A 15592-nucleotide genomic window follows, 5' to 3' on the forward strand; every position below is an offset into this window, starting at 1 on the left:
GGAGGAAAGACGAGGATGGCCGGGCCAAGCCCGGCCATGACGAATCGAACCGGCGCACCGCCGGCGCGGGCTCAGGCCCGCGCCTTCAGCCAGGTCTCGGCACGCTCGACCAGCGCGTCGCGCAGCGCGTCATTGGCGACCGTCTCGATGGCCTCGCCGACGAAGGCTTGCACCAGAAGGCTCTGCGCTTCCTTCAGCGGGATGCCACGGGCACGCAAATAGAACAGCAGGTCGTCGTCGATCGCGCCGCACGTGGCCCCATGGCCGCAGGCGACGTCATCGGCGAAGATCTCGAGCTCCGGCTTGTTGTCCATCTCGGCATCGTCGCCGAGGATGAGCGCGCGGCTCATCATCCGCCCGTCGGTCTTCTGGGCCGGCTGGCGCACTACGATCTTGCCCTGAAACACACCGCGCGAAGAATCGTCCAGCACGTGCTTGAACAATTCACGGCTCTCGCAACCGGTGGTCTGGTGATCGACGAACAGCGTCGAATCCGCGTGCTGGCGATCCTTGAGCAGCAGCGCGCCGTTGAACGACACCGCACTGTCGGCGCCAATGAGCCGGGCATAGAGCGAAGTGCGCGACACCGCGGCACCCGAGGTGAAGCCGAAGGCGTTCAGCTTCACGTCCTTGCCGACCTCGAAAAGCAGCGTCGACAGATGGATGGCGCTGGCGCCCTCCTCCTGCACCCGCACCACGTCGAGACTGGAGGCGTCGGCGACCACGAATTCGGTGGCGCTGTTCACCTGATAGGCGGCGCCTTCCGGCCCCTCGAAGCTCTCGGCATAGGTGAGGCTGGCGCCTTCGCCCAGCACCACGAGGTTGCGGGCGAAGCTCGCCGCCGCCTTGCCGCTGAACACATGCGCGACATGGATCGGCCGCTCGATCACCGTACCCGGCGCCACCGCGATCACCACGCCATCGACGGCGAGCGCGGTGTTGAGGGCGAGCACCGCGTCGTAGCGGCCGGGCTCGAGCGAACCGAGCCGGGTGACGACATCGCTGCCGGCGGCAAGCGCCTGCGCCAGCGGCTGGATGCTGAGCCCCGGCTCCAGATCGGCGAAGCCGGACAATTCCGGCACCACCGCGCCATTGGCGACGACGATGCGACGGACCTCGGTGTCGACCAGCAGCCGGGCATGCGCCTCGACCACCACCGACTGCGCCGGCGTGGAGATCGGCAGCGCCTCGCGCACCAGCGTACGCAGATCGGTGTATTTCCACTCCTCCACCCGGCGATGGGGAAGGCCGTTATCGTTGAAGGCCTTGGCCGCGGCTTCGCGCAGCGCAACGATGCGCGCGCCGCCGGTTGCCGACAGCTTCTTGAGCTCACCCGACAGGCCCTGCTCGGCCGGGGTGCGCATAGGACGAACTTCCGCGTTCATCGTATCCCCCCCCTCACGCCGCGTCCTGCTGGTACTCGGCATAGCCATTGGCTTCGAGTTCCAGCGCCAGCTCCTTGCCGCCCGAGCGCACGATGCGGCCATTGTTCATCACATGCACGAAGTCGGGCACGATGTGATTGAGCAGGCGCTGGTAGTGGGTGATGACGATCATGCCGCGATCCGGCGAGCGCAGGGCGTTGACGCCCTCCGACACGATCTTCAGCGCATCGATGTCCAGGCCGGAATCGGTCTCGTCGAGGATGGCGATCTTGGGCTCCAGAATGGCCATCTGCAGGATCTCGGCGCGCTTCTTCTCGCCGCCGGAGAAGCCGACATTGACGCCGCGCTTCAGCATGTCCTGGCTGATGCCGAGGCCGGCGGCCTTGGCCTTCACCAGCCGCAGGAAGTCCGGCGTGGAGATCTCCTCCTCGCCGCGCTTCTTGCGCTGGGCGTTCAGCGCCGAGCGCAGGAAGGTCATGGTGGCGACGCCGGGCACCTCGATCGGGTACTGGAAGGCGAGGAACACGCCCTTGGCGGCGCGCTCGTCGATTTCCATCTCCAGCAGGTTCTCGCCGTCGAGCGTCACCGAGCCCTCGGTGACTTCATAGTCTTCCTTGCCGGCGAGGATGTAGGAGAGCGTCGACTTGCCCGAGCCATTCGGGCCCATGATGGCGTGGACCTCGCCGGGATTCACCTTCAGCGACAGGCCCTTGAGGATCTCCCTGCCGTCCTCGCCCTCGATCTTGGCGTGGAGGTTGTCGATGTCGAGCATGGCCATTGCGTTGGTTCCGTTACCTGAGTGGCGCGACATCCTGGGCCGTACGGCCGGGCGCGCCGAATGTGCGAAAAGCGGCGAAGCGTCCCGGCGAGCCGGGACGCAAAAGGGCGTCAGCCCACCGAGCCTTCGAGGCTCACCGAGATCAGCTTCTGCGCCTCGACCGCGAACTCCATCGGGAGCTGCTGCAGCACGTCCTTGACGAAGCCATTGACGATCAGCGCCGTCGCCTCCTCGGGATCGAGGCCGCGCTGCCGGCAATAGAACAGCTGGTCCTCGGAGATCTTCGAGGTGGTGGCCTCATGCTCGAAATGCGCGCTCGAGTTCTTGCTCTCGATATAGGGCACGGTATGCGCGCCGCACTGATCGCCGATCAGCAACGAGTCGCAATTGGTGAAGTTGCGCGCGCCGGTCGCCTTGCGGTGCGCCGAGACGAGACCGCGATAGGTGTTGTCCGAGCGGCCGGCGGCGATGCCCTTGGAGATGATGCGGCTCGACGTGTTCTTGCCGAGATGGATCATCTTGGTGCCGCTGTCGACCTGCTGGCGGCCGTTGGAGATGGCGATCGAGTAGAACTCGCCCTGCGAATTGTCGCCGCGCAGGATGCAGCTCGGATACTTCCAGGTGATCGCCGAGCCGGTCTCGACCTGCGTCCAGGAGATCTTCGAGCGATCGCCGCGGCAATCGCCGCGCTTGGTGACGAAGTTGAAGATGCCGCCCTTGCCCTGACTGTCGCCCGGATACCAGTTCTGCACCGTCGAGTACTTGATCTCGGCATCGGCCAGCGCCACCAGCTCGACCACCGCCGCGTGCAGCTGGTTCTCGTCGCGCATCGGCGCGGTGCAGCCTTCGAGATAGCTCACATAGGAGCCCTCGTCGGCGATGATCAGCGTGCGCTCGAACTGGCCGGTGTTGCGCTCGTTGATGCGGAAATAGGTCGAGAGCTCCATCGGGCAGCGCACGCCCTTCGGCACGTACACAAACGAGCCGTCGGAGAACACCGCCGAGTTCAGCGTGGCGAAGAAATTGTCGGTCACCGGCACGACCGAGCCGAGATATTTCTTCACCAGTTCGGGATGCTCGCGCACCGCCTCCGAGATCGGCATGAAGATGACGCCGGCCTTGGCGAGCTCTTCCTTGAAGGTGGTCGCCACCGAGACGCTGTCGAACACCGCGTCGACCGCGACGCGGGAGCCGCCGGTGCTCTCGATGCCGAGCAGCGCATCGCGCTCGCGCAAGGGTATGCCGAGCTTCTCATAGGTGGCGAGGATTTCCGGGTCGATCTCGTCGATCGACTTCGGTCCCGCCTTCTGCTTCGGCGCCGAGTAGTAATAGAGCTCCTGATAGGGGATCGCCGGATAGTCGACCCGCGCCCATTTCGGTTCCTGCATGGTCTGCCAGCGGCGGAAGGCGTCGAGCCGCCACTCCAGCAGCCATTCGGGCTCGTTCTTCTTGGCCGAGATGAAGCGGACGGTGTCCTCGTCCAGTCCCTTCGGCGCCTTCTCCGACTCGATATCGGTGAAGAACCCGTATTTGTACTGATCGACGTCGATGGAGCGGACCTGCTCCACTGTCTCCTGTACGGCCGGCATCGTCTCATCTCCTCTCCCACGCGGGGTCAAGGCCCGCGGGTGCAGGTCAACACGTCACATCGGCAGCGCCGCGCCTGCGGTCGTCGCCGTATTCAAGCGTCGGCGCCACCGGGACGCCGCCGCCAAATCCTTCGTCACGCCGCCCGTGCGCGACGCAACAGCCCCGGGATCACCCGGCGGAACACGCTGAGCGCCTGGTCGACATCCTCGTCCTGGCTCGACCAGCCGAAGGACAGCCGGAACGCCGAACGGGCGATCTTCTCCGGCACGCCCATCGCGGCCAGCACATGCGACGGGCCGACCTTGCCCGACGAGCAGGCGGCCCCGGCGCTCACCGAAAGCCCGGCAAGATCAAGCGCGATCACCACCGTCTCGGCCGGCGCGCCCGGCAGGGCGAAGCACGCGGTATTGGGCAGGCGATCGACATCGCCGACCAACAGCACCAGTTCCGGGAACTCGCACCTTAGAGCGTCTTCAAGCCGTTCGCGCAAGCCGCCAATGCGGATGATTTCACCATCGAGCGCCAGCCGGGCGCTCTTCGCCGCGGCTCCGAAGGCGGCGATGGCGGGGGCGTTCTCGCTGCCGGCCCGCCGGCCGCGCTCCTGTCCGCCGCCGGCGAACACCGGTGCGGGGCGCAGGTCCGGATCGGCGAACACCAGCGCGCCGGCACCCGGCGCACCGCCGATCTTGTGGGCGGAGACCGAGACGGCGTCGACGCCGAGCTCGGCAAGATCGACGCGGATACGGCCGGCCGCCTGCACCGCGTCGGTGTGGATCAGCCCGCCATGGGCATGGACGCGGCGCGCCGCCTCGGCCACCGGCTGGATCACCCCGGTCTCGTTATTGGCCAGCATCAGCGACACCAGCACCCGGTGCCCGGCCTCGGCATGGGCGGCGAGCGCGGCATCAAGCGCATCGAGCCGCAGCCGGCCGCGCGCATCCACCGGCAGGATTTCCACCTTGTCGGCGGCAAAGCGGTGGCCGCGCAACACGGCGGCATGCTCGACGGCGCTGATCAGCAGCACGTCACAGGGGAGCGGCTCGCCGGCGCGCTGATAGTCCGGGATCAGCGCCAGCGCATCGGCCTCGGTGCCGCCGGCAGTGAAGATCACGCCACGCGCATCGCCACCGACCAGCGCCGCCACCTCGACGCGCGCCTGCTCGATGCGGGCACGGGTCGCCCGCCCCTCGCCATGGATGGCCGAGGCATTGCCGGTCGCGGCCAGCGCGGCAGTCAGCGCCTCGACCGCTTCCGGGCGTACCGGTGCGGTGGCATTGTGATCGAGATAGATGCGTTCGTTCATCACGGCTCGGTTCGGTGATTCAGCGCCTGCCCGCCTATATAGTAGGACACCGCCGCTTTCGCTGCGGTCTCCGTTGATTTGCTTGCAAAACAAGCTCATCTCATTCATAGCTTCAGCTCCGCACAGTCCGCGGGCGACGCTGGAAATGGTTGCATGACATCGGCACGCAACCATACGTAGAAATTTAGAATTATTCTAATAAATTAGGGATCACACCCTATGTCGTCAAGGCGCTCGCGGTATTATGTACACCTGCAGGAAAATTGAAACGGCGGCCCCGCGCCTTGGCTGCCTGCCTGCGCAGGGCGGTTGCGCCGCCCGTATCTAGGATCACACACTTCATGCCCGAGGTCATCTTCACCGGCGAGAAGGGGCGTCTGGAAGGGCGGTACCAGCCGGCCAAGCAGCGCCACGCGCCGATCGCCATCATCCTGCACCCGCACCCGCAGTTCGGGGGCACGATGAACAATCCGGTGGTCTACAATCTCTATTACCAGTTCGTGAACCGTGGCTTCTCGACGCTGCGCTTCAACTTCCGCGGCGTCGGCCGCAGCCAGGGTTCCTTCGACCACGGCCAGGGCGAACTCGCCGATGCCGCCGCCGCGCTGGACTGGGCGCAGTCGATCAACCCCGATGCGCGCGCCTGCTGGATCGCCGGCTTCTCCTTCGGGGCCTGGATCGGCATGCAGCTGCTGATGCGCCGGCCGGAGGTGGAAGGCTTCATCTCGGTGGCCGCGCCGGCCAATCTCTACGACTTCTCCTTCCTCGCGCCCTGCCCCTCCTCCGGCCTGTTCGTTCACGGCGACAAGGACGCGGTGGTGCCGTTCTCGGCGGTGAACACGCTGGTGGAGAAGCTGAAGACGCAGAAGGGCATCGTCATCGAGCAGCAGACCGTGCCCGGCGCCAACCACTTCTTCGACAACCGGACCGAGGAACTGACCGAGTTGATCGGCGGCTATCTCGACCGGCGCCTGCCGGACACCCGCAAAAGCGACAACGCCGCCTGAGCGGGATCCGCCTACGACAACGACAAATAAAAGCCCGGCACTTGGCCGGGCTTTTCATTTTCGAGACGCAGCAGGACGCCGTTGCGACGGCTCAGTTGAGCACGAGGCGGTCCGGATGGGTCACGGTCACGCTGTCGCCGCGACGCGCGATCTCGACCTGGCTCACATCGGCACCCTCGGGACCGGGCACGGAGAAGCTCACCGCCTGCTCCGGCTGCAGCGTGGCCGCGACGCGGATCGGCGCACCGCCGGCAACGCTGAGCGTCGCCACGACGTGATAGCCGTCCGCCTGCGGGGTGTAATAGGCGACGCCGCGCACATAGCCGATATTGATCGTCTGTGCCGCCACGGGGCGCGCGCCAATCCGATCGGCGGCAAAGCCGGGGGCGATGAAGGCGACGGCGATCAGCCCACCCGCCAAGGCGAGGGGCAGAATGTCACGAGAAAGGTTGCGCATCTCGATTGCTCCAAGTTCTGTCCAGGCGTTTTGATCAGAAGCTGCCTGCCTGGCGAGCCGGACTTCCGGGAGCCGTCAACATACGCATTATATTGTGCGGCGCATCATACGTTTGCGCATCGCACCATTGCGTTTCAGGAATACTTCGCTGATAAGAGGTAAAATTCAGTTTTTCTGAACATCGGCTTCAGCTTTGCTTCAGCCGCGGCGCCGCTGTCGCGCCACGCTTCAGTCCAACGCCACCGCGACCCCGCCGGCCATCGGCGCCGGCACCCCCGTGGTGGTGGGGAAGCTGAGCGGCAGCCCCCGTAGCGCGCGCACCGCCAGGAAGGCGAAGGCCTGCGCCTCCATCGCATCCGAGGACAGGCCGAGCGCATCGGCCGGCGTCACCGGCACGCCGAGCCGGTCGGCCAGCATGGCGAGCAGCGTCGGGTTATGCGCGCCGCCGCCGGCCGCCACCACCGATTGCGGCCGTTGCGGCAGCAAGGGCAGCGCGGCGGCCACCGTCGCCGCGCTGAGCGCGGTCAGCGTCGCCGCACCATCTTCGGTGCTCCTCGCCGCCAGCCCGGCATACTCCGCCACGAAGACCTTGAAATCGTTGCGGTCCAGCGATTTCGGCGGACGCTGGGCGAAGAAGGGATGCGCCAGCAGCCGCGACAGCGCCGCCTCGTCGACATGCCCCGCCGCCGCACAGGCGCCATCGGCGTCGACCGGCAACCCGGTGCGTTCCTTCATGAAGTCGTCGATCAGCGCGTTGGCCGGACCAGTGTCGAAGGCGATGGGATCGTTGATGCCGTCGATATAGGTGACGTTGGCCACCCCGCCGAGATTGAGGAACAGCACCGGCAGGCCCAGCCGATCCACGAGCCCCTTGGCCAGCGCCGCGTGATAGACCGGCACCAGCGGCGCCCCCTGCCCGCCTGCCGCCACGTCGGCGGCGCGCAGGTCGTAAACCAGCTCGCCCCCCGGCTTCAGCCCCGCCGCCCGCAGCGCCCGCGCCAGCACCGGCCCGTCGCCGATCTGCACGGTGAGGGCGATCTCCGGCCGGTGCAGCACCGTCTGGCCATGGAAGCCGACCACCTGCGCTTTCGCCGCCTGCGGATGCGTGGCGACGAAGCGCACCACCGCCTCGCCATGGCGCGCCGTCAGCATCAGCTCGGCCTCGGCCAGCACGCCCGGGCGCGCCGTGCGGTCGGCCAGCATTTTTGCCTCCTCGATGGCCCGCACCAGCAGCGCCCGGTCCTCGGTCCGATAAGGATAGGTGGCCGAGGGACCAAAGGCGGCGATGCTCTCGCCGTCGGTCTCGATCAGCGCCACATCGATGCCGTCGAGCGAGGTGCCGCTCATCAGACCGATCGCCACCACGGACTCCGCCATCTCGCCCTCCCGGCGTGCATGTGCCGCCCGAAGCTGCTACATGACGCGCCCAATCCTTTACCTTGAACCTTTACATGGCGTTGATGCCGGCAGGCCAGACATGACGACGTTCCGTTCCGACTTCCTGCGCACCCTTTCCGAGCGCGGCTTCGTTCATCAGATCTCGGACCCCGAGGGGCTCGACACGCTCTTCGCCACGGAAACCGTCACCGCCTATATCGGCTTCGACCCCACCGCGCCGAGCCTGCATGCCGGCGGCCTGATCCAGATCATGATGCTGCATTGGCTGCAGGCGACCGGTCATCGCCCGGTCTCGCTGATGGGCGGCGGCACCGGCATGGTGGGCGACCCCTCCTTCAAGGAGGAGGCCCGCAAGCTGATGACGGTGGAGACCATCGAGGAGAACATCGCCTCGATCAAGCAGGTGTTTTCCAGCTACCTGAGCTATGGCGACGCCCCCACCGGCGCCATGATGATCAACAATGCCGAATGGCTGCGCGACCTCAACTATCTCGAATTCCTGCGCGATGTCGGCCGGCACTTCTCGGTCAACCGCATGCTGTCCTTCGACAGCGTGAAGACGCGGCTGGAGCGCGAGCAGTCGCTGTCCTTCCTCGAATTCAACTACATGATCCTGCAGGCCTACGACTTCGTCGAACTGTCGAAGCGCTACGGCGTGCGCCTGCAGATGGGCGGCTCCGACCAGTGGGGCAACATCGTCAACGGCATCGATCTCGGCCACCGCATGGGCACGCAGCAGCTCTACGCCCTGACCTCGCCGCTGCTCACCACCGCCTCCGGCGCCAAGATGGGCAAGTCGCTGAGCGGCGCGGTGTGGCTGAACGCCGACATGCTGAGCCCCTACGAGTTCTGGCAGTACTGGCGCAACACCGAGGATGCGGATGTCGAGCGCTTCCTGAAGCTCTACACCACGCTGCCGATGGACGAGATCGCCCGCCTCGCCGACGAGGCCAAGGGCGCGGCGATCAACGAGGTGAAGAAGATCCTGGCCACCGAGGTCACCGCCATGCTGCACGGCCGCGCCGCGGCGGAGGCGGCGGCCGAGACGGCGCGCAAGACCTTCGAGGAAGGCGGTCTTTCCGCCGATCTGCCGACCGTCGAGATCCCCGCGGCGGAATTGGAAGCCGGCATCGGCGTGCTGAGCGTGTTCGCGGAGAAGACCGGCCTCGTCGCCTCGAACGGCGAGGCCCGCCGGCAGATCAAGAGCGGCGGGCTCAAGGTGAACGACGCCACCGTCACCGACGACAAGGCGGCGGTAAGCGCCCGCGATCTCACGCCCGAGGGCGTGGTGAAACTGTCTTTCGGCAAGAAGAAGCACGTGCTGCTGAAGCCGGTGTGAGCGGGACGAGACGCACGGAAACCGAAAAGCCCGGGCAGCGCCCGGGCTTTTTCATGCCTACCGCGTCGGCACCACCGCCGGCGGCGTCGGATCCGGCGCCTGCCGATACTCGAAGATCTTGCGCAGGAAGCCCGGCGCCACGGCGGAGATCGGGTTCACCCGCAGCGTCGGCCCGCTGAGCGGCCCGACGATCTCGTAGGTCACGCCCACCAGCCCCTCATTCGGCCCGCCGCCGAGGAAGAAGCCGAGCACCGGCAGGCGCGAGAACAGATTGTTCAGCCCATAGGCCGGCACATAGGTGCCCTGGATCGAGATGCGGTCGCGCGCATAATCGAGCGAACCGTCGAAGGTCGAGCCCACCGCCGGGCCCCAGACCACGCCGTCTCGGATGGTCAGTTGCTCGGCCGAGCGGGTGAAGCTCACCTGCAGCTTCTTGAAGGTGATCGCCGCGCCGGGCTGCGGGCGCCCGTTGACGGCGGTCGCCGGCGCGGCCGCGATCAGCCGGTCCAGCCCGGCCTCGCCGCGCACCACGAAGTCGCGCATGTTGATGACGCCGTTCTGCGGCGTCCCGTCGCCGTTCGGCGGGTCGATGTCGATCCACAGATCGCCGCCATAGATGCGCGAGTAGAAATTGATGAAGCGCAGCAGCGCGCCGGCATCGGTCGTCGCCACCCGCATCACCTTGGTGCCGCCGGCGCCGTTCATGATCTGCCCGGTCACCCCGCCGTCGCGGCCGACCAGCGCGCCGAGCGAGAAGGTGCGCAGCGCCCCGTCGCGCCGCGACAGCTTCAGCACCGCCTCGCGCATGGTCTCGCCATTATTGCCCACCACGACGTTGAGGTTCACGTCGAGATCGACATCCACCGGCTTGGCCTGGTCGGTATTGCCGGCGATCGGCGCCTCCAGCAGGTTCTTCAGGAAAGCCCGCGCCTCGATCACCTCGCCGCGCACGGTGATCCGCGCCACCCCTCCCACCTGGTCGACCTTCACGCTCGCCTTGTCGCCGTCCGAAAGCTGGAAGGTCGGCAAGTCGGCGCTCACCGGCACGCCCTTGGCATCCAGCACCACCGAGCCGCGTATGTTCACGCCCGCGCCGGAGACCACGAGATTGTCCAGCTTGATGGAATCATCGGTCTTGCTGAGCCTGGCGGTCAGCCGCGCCGGCTTACCCGCCGGCTTCGACCAGCCGGGCACCAGTTCGGCGAGCCGGGCCTTGGTGAGATCGATATCGACATCGGCGCTCATCTTGCCGTTCGCCGTGGTGGTGCCGTTCAGCTTGACCGCGACCGTGCCGCCGAGGCCGGCGAGATCGATATCGAGCTTGTCGCGCGTCGCCTGGTCGAATGTTGCCGCCATGGTGAAGGAAGCGTCGCCCTTGACGGGAAGCGTGTAGTCGAAGCTCACCGGCGCGCCGCCGAGCTTGCCGTCGCCGCGGAACACGCTGGCCTGCGGCGTCACGAAGGCGCGGACATCAGCGTCGTCGAGGTCATGGCCGAGCACCATCTTGTCGGCCGAAAAATCGTTCAGCGTGGCCTCGAAGGCAAAGTCGACATCGGCGGGCTTGATGTTGTCCGACAGCCGGATGCTGACCTGCGCCACGCCCTGGAAATCGCCGGACACCGTCGCCGGGTCAAGCGGCGAGGCCGCCGCGTGGCTGCGCAGCGAGGGCAGGCTCGCCAGCTCGGCCATGCCGGCGACGGCGCCGTTGAGAGCGATGCGGATCTTGGCGGTCGGCGTTTTCGGCGCCGTGTCCGGCACGTCGAAGACGCTCTCGGATATGGTGAGCTTGCGCCCGGCCGGCGTCTGCAACCCGGCTTTGGAGGCTTCCACATGGGCGGTGCGGCCGGTCACATGCACGCTGACATCGGCGCCGGTGACCGCCGGCAGTTCCGGGAGCACGCGGAACGATCCGTTACCGGCGACGATGTCGATGCGCAGGGCTTCGTCCGGCAGCGGGTTGTCGGAGTTGCCGATGGAGGACAGCGGCGCGTTCAGCGCGATCTCGGCGCGGCTGACCTCGCCGGAGACCACGTTGTCATAAACCCAGTCCCGCACCTCGGGCGCCGCCAGCACCGGCCAGATACGCTTCAGCGTAGTCGCCGAGGTCGGGGTGGTCGAGACATTGAGGCTGAGCGCCGGCTCCGCTCCGCCCAGCTCCACCCCGCCGCCGACCGTGATCTCGGCCTGATCGCTGCTCACCTTGGCATTGTCGATGCTCAGGCTCTTCGCCTTGGGATCGTAGCGCAGATCGAGCGCGATGTTTCCGGCGACGAAGGGCGGCTCCTTCTCGGAGAGCGGGCCGCCGCCGCCGAGGCTGCCTTTCGCCTGGGTGGCGTGCAGCGTCCAGATGCCATCCTCGGTCTGCGGCAGATTGAGATCGGCGGCGATTTCGAGGTCGAGGGGGCCGGCATGGATGGAGAGCGGCTTGATCGCCACTTTGCGGCTGTGCGGATCGAAGCTGAAATCGAGCGACACCTCGTCGATGATCATCCGTCCGAGCTCGTCCTTGCCCAGCTGCAACTCGCCGGCGCCGACCAGCATCCGGCCGGCGGAGCCGACAAGGTCGCCATGCTCGTCGATCTGGGCATGGATCTCGCCGGAGAGCGGCGAGGTGGCGACGAGGTCCGCATCGGCCATGCCGGCGGCGATCATCAGGTCACGCGGGGCGAGGTCGCGAATGCCGACATCGATATCGCGGCGCCCGTTCACCATCGGGGCGATGGTCGCCTGCGCCGACCAGGGACCGTCCGCCCCGCCGGCGCGCAGGTCGAAGGTCAGGCCGCCGGCAGACGGACGGGAGAGGTTGATGTCGATGGCGTTGAACACCCAGCTGCGCCCACTCACCTCGCTGCGCAGCGTCAGCGTGCCGTCCTTCAGGCCGATATCGGACAGTTCGCCGCCATCGAGCCCGCCACGGTCGAGGGCATCGGCCAGTGCCGCGAGGCTGGCGAGGCGAATCGGGCCGATGGGTGGTGCGGTGTCGGCTTCGGCGGGAGCGATCGCAGCCGATGCGTCCGCCGACACGGCGGCGGCAGCGGGCGCGGCGCCGATCGAGGCGGACGGACGGGCCGTGTGGCCCGGCGCCGGGGTATGCATCGGCTTGGCGTTCTCGCCGGTGGAGACCGCGAGCCCGCCATCCGCGGTGACCCACACCTGCAGCTTGACGCCGATCAGGTCGATGCGTTTCGGCCCCGCCATCCACGGCATCAGGCGGTCCTGCAGGGCGATCTCCGCCTGCGGCGCCGAGGCGATCACGTCTCCCGCCTCGTCGCGCACCACGATGTCGTTGACGCGCAGCGTCATGCCGCCCGGCGCGGCGCCGTTGGAGACGATCTCGCCGATTTTCACGCTGCGCCCGGCGCCGAGCCGCTCGGAGAGCGCCCGCTCGACATAGGGACGGGCGATGTTCACCGTCACCAGCCCGGTCGAGAACAGCACATAGACCGTCATCACCGCTGCGATGGCCAGGCCGAGCAGGCTGCCGAACGACCAGCCACAGACGCGAACCCACCGGCGACGACGGCGCGGCGCCTCGCAGGCGCGCGCTATCCGCCGCAGACGCGGGCGCTTTCCCGGCCCGGCACGCCCGCCGGCACTGCGCATCGTCCTGTCGATCATCTACCGCCCGAATCTCTGCATGTGGATGATAGCGCCTCAGCGGGGTCTATCGCGATATCCTGTCTGTTTCTTGTCCGCCGGCAAATCTATGACGGGGATCGGCACGGGCTGGTGCGCTGCCACGCGCGGCATCGCCGCAAAAGCCGACGAAAGGAAGGCAAATGACCACCATCGCCGCCGGAGAGCCGGCACCCGACTTCGAACTGCCCTGCGACGACGGCAGGATCGTACGCCTCGCCGATTTCCGCGGCCGCAAGCTGGTGCTGTATTTCTATCCCAAGGCCAGCACCCCCGGCTGCACCATCGAGGCGCACGACTTCAACCGTCTGCTGCCGGAGTTCGAGAAGGCGGGCACCTCGGTGCTCGGGGTTTCCGCCGATCCCGCCAAGGCGCTGGTGAAGTTCCGGGACAAGGAGTGTCTCGCCTTCCCGCTCGCCACCGACGAGTCGCACGCCATGCTCTCCGCCTATGGCGTCTGGGGCGAAAAGAGCATGTACGGCAAGACCTTCATGGGCATAGAGCGCTCGACGCTGCTGATCGACGCCGAGGGACGCGTCGCGCAGGTCTGGCCGAAGGTGAAGGTCGCCGGCCATGCCGAGGCGGTGCTCGCCGCGGCCCAGGCCCTCTAGGGCAGGCTCTCTAGCACACGCCCCTGAGGCGCGCCTCGACGCGCCTCAGTCGACGTCGTCGACGCTCGCCGGGCCGCCGCCATAGGCGCGCTGGGCGAGCGCGGCTTCCATGAACGGATCGAGGTCGCCGTCCAGCACCTCCTGCGGCGTGCCGGAGGTGACGCCGGTGCGCAGGTCCTTCACCAGCTGGTAGGGCTGCAGCACATAGGAGCGGATCTGGTGGCCCCAGCCGATATCGGTCTTGGCGGCCTGGTCGGCGGCGGCCTGCGCCTCGCGCTTCTTCAGTTCCAGCTCGTAAAGCTTGGCGCGCAGCATCTCCCACGCGGTGGCGCGGTTCTTGTGCTGCGAGCGGTCGCCCTGCGCCACCACGGCGATGCCGGTGGGGATATGGGTGAAGCGCACCGCCGATTCGGTCTTGTTGACGTGCTGGCCGCCGGCGCCGCCCGACCGCATGGTGTCGACGCGCAGGTCGCTCTCCTTGATGTCGACGACGATACGGTCGTCGATCACAGGATAGACGTCCACCGACGAGAACGAGGTCTGGCGCCGGGCGTTCGAATCGAACGGCGAAATGCGCACCAGCCGGTGCACGCCGCCCTCGGTCTTCAGCCAGCCATAGGCGTTGTGGCCCTTGACCAGAATGGTGGCGGACTTGATGCCGGCGGTCTCGCCACCGGTCTCGTCCACCAGCTCCACCTTGAAGCCGCGCCGCTCCGCCCAGCGCGTGTACATGCGCAGCAGCATCAGTGCCCAGTCCTGGCTGTCGGTGCCGCCGGCGCCGGCATGGACTTCGAGATAGCTGTCATTGGCGTCCGCCTCGCCCGACAGCAGCGCCTCCAGCTGTCGGCGCGCCACTTCGGCCTTGAGGCGCTGAAGCGCCGCGGCGGCTTCGGTGACGATGTCCTCGTCGCCTTCCATCTCGCCGAGTTCGATCAGCTCGACATTGTCGGCCAGCTCGCGGTTGATACGCTCGATGGCGCCGAGCCCATCCTCCAGCGTGCCGCGCTCCTGCATCAGCTTCTGCGCGCGCTCGGGGTCGTTCCAGAGATTCGGGTCTTCCGCCATCGCGTTGAGCTCGGCGAGACGGGCTTTGGAACGATCGAAATCGATGTGCTGTCGCAGGAGACCGGCAGCTTCGCGGATTTCGTCGACGCTCGCGGCGAGGTCGGCGCGCATGATGGACACTCTCGAACCGTAGGAGAAAGGCGGCGGAAAATAGAGAGGAAGCACCGGACTGTAAACGCCCCTCCTCTCCCGCCCTCCCCGTGCGTCCACCGGCGCGGCAAGAACGCCCGTCGAGCGAGCAGGCGATTGCCAGCGTCTCCGCCCACCCGGACCAGGCGCTTTGCCCTTCATCGACACAACCGGACGCGGAGAAGTGAGACCAGTCGCTCGGTTGCCGAAGCCAAATACCAGCCCGCAGGCCGCGCATGGCCGCCTGCCGGGAAGGGATTCAATCCCGACCACGCGCGGCGATCATCAATTCGCGCGAGATCGGCCGCTCCGGCTCCGACCGCAGCACCAGCGAGGTCGTCACCTCGCCGAAGCGGCCGATGGCATCGACGATGATCGCGAGATGCTCCGGCGCCGGCACGATCGCCTTCAGCACGAAGCAGTCATTGCCGGTGACGCGGTGCACCTCGACGATATAGGGGAGCGCCTCAAAGGCGTTGAGGCAGGGGCGGATATGCTCATGCGTGGTCTTGAGCCGGATGATGGCGGTCATCCGCAGCCCCACGGCGGCAAGATCGATGCGCGCACCATAGCCGGCGATGACGCCGCGCTCCTCCAGCCGCTTCACCCGCTCGGAGACCGCCGGCTGGGAGAGGCCGATGCGGCGCCCGAGTTCGGAGAGCGGCAACCGCCCGTCCTCCTGCAAGGCTTCCAGAATAGCGAAGTCGCGGTCGTCGAGCCCCACCACCGCCGGCCGGACGCCGGGGAGGCGTGCGCCGCGACTCTCGGTGCGCTTTGAATCCATAGGCAGAACCCCGTTTTCGCCGATGGATCAGCATGGCACCGGCCACCGGCATTTGCCATGTTGCCGAGGCGGCTCGGCGCCGGCCGCCGCAGCACATCACGATCGGGAGA

The 15592-nt window shown here is 67.3% G+C and carries 12 protein-coding genes; 3 read left to right on the forward strand and 9 right to left on the reverse strand.

Annotated features, from left to right (window positions below):
- Positions 1 to 71: 71 nt before the first annotated feature.
- The 4 genes from sufD to KHC24_RS10775 all read right to left on the reverse strand — a co-directional run bounded on the left by sufD (position 72) and on the right by KHC24_RS10775 (position 5056).
- On the reverse strand, positions 72 to 1385 hold the full coding sequence (sufD, locus tag KHC24_RS10760) for a Fe-S cluster assembly protein SufD (RefSeq protein ID WP_213363247.1): 1314 nt from the start codon (positions 1383 to 1385) through the stop codon (positions 72 to 74).
- A gap of 13 nt (positions 1386 to 1398) precedes the next feature.
- Positions 1399 to 2157, reverse strand: a complete 759-nt coding sequence (gene sufC, locus KHC24_RS10765) for a Fe-S cluster assembly ATPase SufC (RefSeq protein ID WP_213363310.1) — start codon at positions 2155 to 2157, stop codon at positions 1399 to 1401.
- Positions 2158 to 2273: 116 nt separating this feature from the next.
- Entirely contained in the window at positions 2274 to 3752 is a 1479-nt protein-coding gene (gene sufB / locus KHC24_RS10770) for a Fe-S cluster assembly protein SufB (RefSeq protein ID WP_213363248.1), read from the reverse strand.
- Between the two features lie 134 nt (positions 3753 to 3886).
- Positions 3887 to 5056, reverse strand: coding sequence for a cysteine desulfurase family protein (locus tag KHC24_RS10775; RefSeq protein ID WP_213363249.1), 1170 nt, complete (start codon positions 5054 to 5056; stop codon positions 3887 to 3889).
- Positions 5057 to 5397: 341 nt separating this feature from the next.
- On the opposite strand from KHC24_RS10775, the gene KHC24_RS10780 reads away from it, so the two are divergent.
- The gene (locus KHC24_RS10780; protein ID WP_213363250.1) at positions 5398 to 6063 is read left to right on the forward strand and encodes an alpha/beta hydrolase; all 666 of its coding nucleotides are present in this window, start codon (positions 5398 to 5400) and stop codon (positions 6061 to 6063) included.
- Between the two features lie 91 nt (positions 6064 to 6154).
- Here the strand turns inward: KHC24_RS10780 and KHC24_RS10785 are convergent, their stop codons facing one another.
- Both KHC24_RS10785 and KHC24_RS10790 read right to left on the reverse strand, forming a co-directional pair.
- The gene (locus KHC24_RS10785) at positions 6155 to 6520 is read right to left on the reverse strand and encodes a hypothetical protein (RefSeq protein WP_213363251.1); all 366 of its coding nucleotides are present in this window, start codon (positions 6518 to 6520) and stop codon (positions 6155 to 6157) included.
- A gap of 228 nt (positions 6521 to 6748) precedes the next feature.
- The gene (locus KHC24_RS10790) at positions 6749 to 7897 is read right to left on the reverse strand and encodes an anhydro-N-acetylmuramic acid kinase (protein WP_213363252.1); all 1149 of its coding nucleotides are present in this window, start codon (positions 7895 to 7897) and stop codon (positions 6749 to 6751) included.
- 100 nt (positions 7898 to 7997) lie between these two features.
- On the opposite strand from KHC24_RS10790, the gene tyrS reads away from it, so the two are divergent.
- The gene (gene tyrS / locus KHC24_RS10795) at positions 7998 to 9257 is read left to right on the forward strand and encodes a tyrosine--tRNA ligase (RefSeq protein WP_213363253.1); all 1260 of its coding nucleotides are present in this window, start codon (positions 7998 to 8000) and stop codon (positions 9255 to 9257) included.
- A 57-nt stretch (positions 9258 to 9314) separates the two neighbouring features.
- Here the strand turns inward: tyrS and KHC24_RS10800 are convergent, their stop codons facing one another.
- Positions 9315 to 12875: a YhdP family protein gene (locus KHC24_RS10800; RefSeq protein WP_213363255.1), complete on the reverse strand. Its 3561-nt coding sequence runs from the start codon at positions 12873 to 12875 to the stop codon at positions 9315 to 9317.
- Positions 12876 to 13036: 161 nt separating this feature from the next.
- Here KHC24_RS10800 and bcp point away from each other — a divergent pair, with 161 nt between their 5' ends.
- Complete coding sequence (gene bcp / locus KHC24_RS10805) at positions 13037 to 13504, forward strand: thioredoxin-dependent thiol peroxidase (protein ID WP_213363256.1); 468 nt, start codon at positions 13037 to 13039, stop codon at positions 13502 to 13504.
- 45 nt (positions 13505 to 13549) lie between these two features.
- Here the strand turns inward: bcp and prfB are convergent, their stop codons facing one another.
- Together prfB and KHC24_RS10815 are read right to left on the reverse strand one after the other, a co-directional pair.
- Positions 13550 to 14680 carry a peptide chain release factor 2 gene (gene prfB / locus KHC24_RS10810; RefSeq protein ID WP_213363257.1) on the reverse strand — a complete coding sequence of 377 codons (1131 nt, stop codon included), beginning with the start codon at positions 14678 to 14680 and terminating at the stop codon, positions 13550 to 13552.
- 277 nt (positions 14681 to 14957) lie between these two features.
- Complete coding sequence (locus tag KHC24_RS10815; RefSeq protein ID WP_213363258.1) at positions 14958 to 15482, reverse strand: Lrp/AsnC family transcriptional regulator; 525 nt, start codon at positions 15480 to 15482, stop codon at positions 14958 to 14960.
- Positions 15483 to 15592: the final 110 nt, after the last annotated feature.

The organism is Ancylobacter defluvii, assembly GCF_018390605.1.
GTDB classification, from domain to species: Bacteria; Pseudomonadota; Alphaproteobacteria; order Rhizobiales; family Xanthobacteraceae; genus Ancylobacter; species Ancylobacter defluvii.

What these genes read in the sequence shown, in the direction of transcription:
- tyrS (WP_213363253.1), top strand. Translation starts at nt 7,998, where the DNA reads ATGACGACGTTCCGTTCCGACTTCCTGCGCACCCTTTCCGAGCGCGGC.
- KHC24_RS10775 (WP_213363249.1), bottom strand. Translation starts at nt 5,056, where the DNA reads ATGAACGAACGCATCTATCTCGATCACAATGCCACCGCACCGGTACGC.
- sufC (WP_213363310.1), bottom strand. Translation starts at nt 2,157, where the DNA reads ATGCTCGACATCGACAACCTCCACGCCAAGATCGAGGGCGAGGACGGC.
- KHC24_RS10800 (WP_213363255.1), bottom strand. Translation starts at nt 12,875, where the DNA reads ATGATCGACAGGACGATGCGCAGTGCCGGCGGGCGTGCCGGGCCGGGA.
- sufD (WP_213363247.1), bottom strand. Translation starts at nt 1,385, where the DNA reads ATGAACGCGGAAGTTCGTCCTATGCGCACCCCGGCCGAGCAGGGCCTG.
- bcp (WP_213363256.1), top strand. Translation starts at nt 13,037, where the DNA reads ATGACCACCATCGCCGCCGGAGAGCCGGCACCCGACTTCGAACTGCCC.
- KHC24_RS10790 (WP_213363252.1), bottom strand. Translation starts at nt 7,897, where the DNA reads ATGGCGGAGTCCGTGGTGGCGATCGGTCTGATGAGCGGCACCTCGCTC.
- KHC24_RS10785 (WP_213363251.1), bottom strand. Translation starts at nt 6,520, where the DNA reads ATGCGCAACCTTTCTCGTGACATTCTGCCCCTCGCCTTGGCGGGTGGG.
- KHC24_RS10815 (WP_213363258.1), bottom strand. Translation starts at nt 15,482, where the DNA reads ATGGATTCAAAGCGCACCGAGAGTCGCGGCGCACGCCTCCCCGGCGTC.
- sufB (WP_213363248.1), bottom strand. Translation starts at nt 3,752, where the DNA reads ATGCCGGCCGTACAGGAGACAGTGGAGCAGGTCCGCTCCATCGACGTC.
- prfB (WP_213363257.1), bottom strand. Translation starts at nt 14,680, where the DNA reads ATGCGCGCCGACCTCGCCGCGAGCGTCGACGAAATCCGCGAAGCTGCC.
- KHC24_RS10780 (WP_213363250.1), top strand. Translation starts at nt 5,398, where the DNA reads ATGCCCGAGGTCATCTTCACCGGCGAGAAGGGGCGTCTGGAAGGGCGG.